General features: G+C 41.1%; 6 protein-coding genes. 1 reads left to right on the top strand and 5 read right to left on the bottom strand.

Annotation, left to right across the window (positions count from 1 at the left end; translation table 11 throughout):
* Positions 1-164, bottom strand: a 164-nt coding sequence (locus tag ACEW8S_RS13575) for an addiction module protein (RefSeq protein ID WP_373518687.1), incomplete at its 3' end; no start/stop codon positions are given.
* Positions 165-368: 204 nt separating this feature from the next.
* Here ACEW8S_RS13575 and ACEW8S_RS13580 point away from each other — a divergent pair.
* On the top strand, positions 369-608 hold the full coding sequence (locus tag ACEW8S_RS13580) for a hypothetical protein (RefSeq protein WP_373518683.1): 240 nt from the start codon (positions 369-371) through the stop codon (positions 606-608).
* A gap of 63 nt (positions 609-671) precedes the next feature.
* Here ACEW8S_RS13580 and ACEW8S_RS13585 read toward each other — a convergent pair whose 3' ends face one another.
* From ACEW8S_RS13585 to ACEW8S_RS13600, 4 genes are read right to left on the bottom strand one after another with little or no spacing between them, the layout of a single operon-like run.
* On the bottom strand, positions 672-1,658 hold the full coding sequence (locus tag ACEW8S_RS13585) for a BtrH N-terminal domain-containing protein (RefSeq protein ID WP_373518684.1): 987 nt from the start codon (positions 1,656-1,658) through the stop codon (positions 672-674).
* A 48-nt stretch (positions 1,659-1,706) separates the two neighbouring features.
* The gene (locus ACEW8S_RS13590) at positions 1,707-2,063 is read right to left on the bottom strand and encodes a bleomycin resistance protein (RefSeq protein WP_373518685.1); all 357 of its coding nucleotides are present in this window, start codon (positions 2,061-2,063) and stop codon (positions 1,707-1,709) included.
* Between the two features lie 25 nt (positions 2,064-2,088).
* Complete coding sequence (locus ACEW8S_RS13595; protein WP_373518686.1) at positions 2,089-2,385, bottom strand: type II toxin-antitoxin system RelE/ParE family toxin; 297 nt, start codon at positions 2,383-2,385, stop codon at positions 2,089-2,091.
* On the bottom strand, positions 2,382-2,546 hold the full coding sequence (locus ACEW8S_RS13600) for a type II toxin-antitoxin system ParD family antitoxin (RefSeq protein WP_373518688.1): 165 nt from the start codon (positions 2,544-2,546) through the stop codon (positions 2,382-2,384). The genes ACEW8S_RS13595 and ACEW8S_RS13600 overlap by 4 nt, the downstream gene beginning before the upstream one ends.
* Positions 2,547-2,560: the final 14 nt, after the last annotated feature.

The following is a 2,560-nucleotide window of genomic DNA, read 5'->3' on the forward strand; positions in this document are numbered from 1 at the left end:
TCGATACGGCTATCAAGTTCTGCCTTGATCTCATCGGTCAGCTCTATACCGTCTTTATCCTCGATCGAGTCCCAAATGTCCTGGGCGATCAAGATTCGCGTGGCCACCGGCATTTTTTTTATTTCCTTTATATCCATGATAGTATCGTTTAGTTGAACTTTCATTGAAGATACTAAAATATGTCCAATTGGAATCGGTCAAAAGGCAGGTTATTTCGGTAAGGCGTTTTTTAAAGGCAAACCGTCCAACGATACTTTTTGCCCATTTGACCGACTGTATGCGGATTACCGAAAATCATGAGTTGTTCATCGATTCACGACCCTGTTCGATACAAATTACGGCGTTTTATTTATTTAAAAACGCAGGTCATGAGAACTATCGCAACTTTAATCTTTGTTCTTTTTATCGGGGTTACCGCACAGGCCCGGACCGCAGATGGGACAGCAAGGTTAGATGCAGTAGAAATAACCGGCACCGTTGATGGTATTGCCGAAGAGGTTTTCTTGGAATCTACTACCGAGGTGGCACGTTTGTATAAGCGTATCGACACTAGGGTCGAAAAGGAACTTACTTTTTCTAAAAAGGCCAACAGTGCCAAGACTGCGTAATGTACCCATTTGATTAAAATACGATAGATTTTATCGTTTATTTGAACTTTACGATAATATATTCTAAGTACAGACTTTTTCCAGTTTAGCCATAACAATCCGTTCTTTTTCGGACAGTTCAATCAACATTTCAGAAGCTTTATTAACATACCTGATGTCATTGGTTTCGCCGACTTCATAAAACAGGTCAGATATATTTTTCCATTGCCCGGCAATATTTGAATAGTCCCTGTACGCATCCCTAATTTCTGGCAAATTCAACATTTCGGAGGTTTCTTTCAGGAAATCCCGATACAGGTTTCTGAACAACGACCCTCCGGTTCCCGCCCTTTCCATTAACATTGCAGAAGTCTGGAAATCGCCCTTCACATCCTTAGTGGTCTTGAACCATTTCTTTATTTCGGAACTAGTCTTCAGGATACCTTTGTAACCTATGTTCTTTATTGGCGGGTTCAGGAATTCCGTTGCGTTATTTTTAATCGCGGTTCTGACCGCTTTTGTTAGGTCGGTCATTTTCCCGTTTTTGGTAATGGTAAAAATCCTATTGGGCGAGGACATCGGCCCTTTCTCACTGCGTGCCAACTCTAGGCTTTTCAAGGTGGTTCTGACTTTCCCGCCCTGTTGGCGGGTATCGATCAAATAGGCAAATTCTTCATCGTAGCCATATAAGGCCACATAGTGACCGGCGAAATGGAATTTGCTCGAGAAATAGTCCAGATAATAACAGTCCAATTTCAATCCGACCGCTTTGCCTTGGTCGATGTGTTTCGTTACATTGTCCCAAGCTTTCGTTGTTGAGGATGTTTCTTGGATTTCCAATCGTAGATTTAGGTTTCTACAAATATTATCGGTCAATATGTCCGTTTTGACCCGACCTCCGATAAACGGAAAGGCCATGGTCTTCATTTTCCAAAAGATAAATCCAAGCCCTTCGCCCAGACCGAACAGCATGGGCTCGGATAGCTCGATACCGACTTGCCTTAATAGGCTTCCGGTAGCGGTAGTTTCGCAATGTTTCCCGTTGAAATGTTCGAAATCCTTGATTGTCATATTCTAGCGTTGAAAAAGGCTGTTGTTTATTTAAAACTTGACCTTCATTTAAATGCTTTCTCCAAAGGTTAGCAGGTTATTATCCGGGTCAAGAACGGAAAATTCTTTTTGCCCCCATGACTTCACCTGAAGATGTCCGTTAGGATGAATGGTCGTGCCCTTATTTAATAGCTCTTGATAATAACTGTCGATATCATTGACCCTTATGTATACCTGCCCATAATTTTGTTTTGGATCAAGTGCCTTGAAATAAAAAAAATGAATCTCAATCTTATCCTTTTTCAACATTAAGTAATCATCATAGTCTGTGCTTCCGAGCTCTTCGAAACCCAATCGGTGTAAATAAAAATCCTTTGTAGTCGCCTTACTGCGCATTGGTATTTTTGGATTGATTTCTATAAGCATAATTTAATCCTTTATTTGAACTTTGCTATTTACCTAATCTACTTTTGATATCCATCTTTTGGTGCAACACTCTGACGATTATGAGTTCGTTTCCTTTCCCAATACGATAGAACACAATATGGGATTTGACCTTTATTCCTCGATACCCTTCTCGTACTATTGAGTAATCCACACCGGAATGAGGGTGTTTACATAGTTTCCCGATAGCATCGAAAATTTCATGGATATAATTGTCTGCTTGATCGGATGACCAGTGTTCGTTGGTATATTCCCAAATGTTTGATATATCCTTCCTGGCAAGAAGGGATAAGGTATAGATCATTGGATATTATGCTTTTTATGTAGTTCATCCAAGAAAGCCTCGGAATCGAAATCCTCTACATAACCACTTTCCTCCCCCGCTATGAGCGCATTGCGCAGTGCCTCTATTTTAGCCTCTTCCTCTTCCAGTAACCTAAGGCCTGCTCTTATCACTTCGCTCACCGACGAATACCGGC

Source organism: Pricia sp. (genome assembly GCF_041745955.1).
Taxonomy (GTDB): Bacteria; Bacteroidota; Bacteroidia; order Flavobacteriales; family Flavobacteriaceae; genus Pricia.

Coding starts and splice junctions, on each gene's coding strand:
- ACEW8S_RS13590 (WP_373518685.1), bottom strand. CDS start 2,063: ATGCTTATAGAAATCAATCCAAAAATACCAATGCGCAGTAAGGCGACT.
- ACEW8S_RS13595 (WP_373518686.1), bottom strand. CDS start 2,385: ATGATCTATACCTTATCCCTTCTTGCCAGGAAGGATATATCAAACATT.
- ACEW8S_RS13580 (WP_373518683.1), top strand. CDS start 369: ATGAGAACTATCGCAACTTTAATCTTTGTTCTTTTTATCGGGGTTACC.
- ACEW8S_RS13585 (WP_373518684.1), bottom strand. CDS start 1,658: ATGACAATCAAGGATTTCGAACATTTCAACGGGAAACATTGCGAAACT.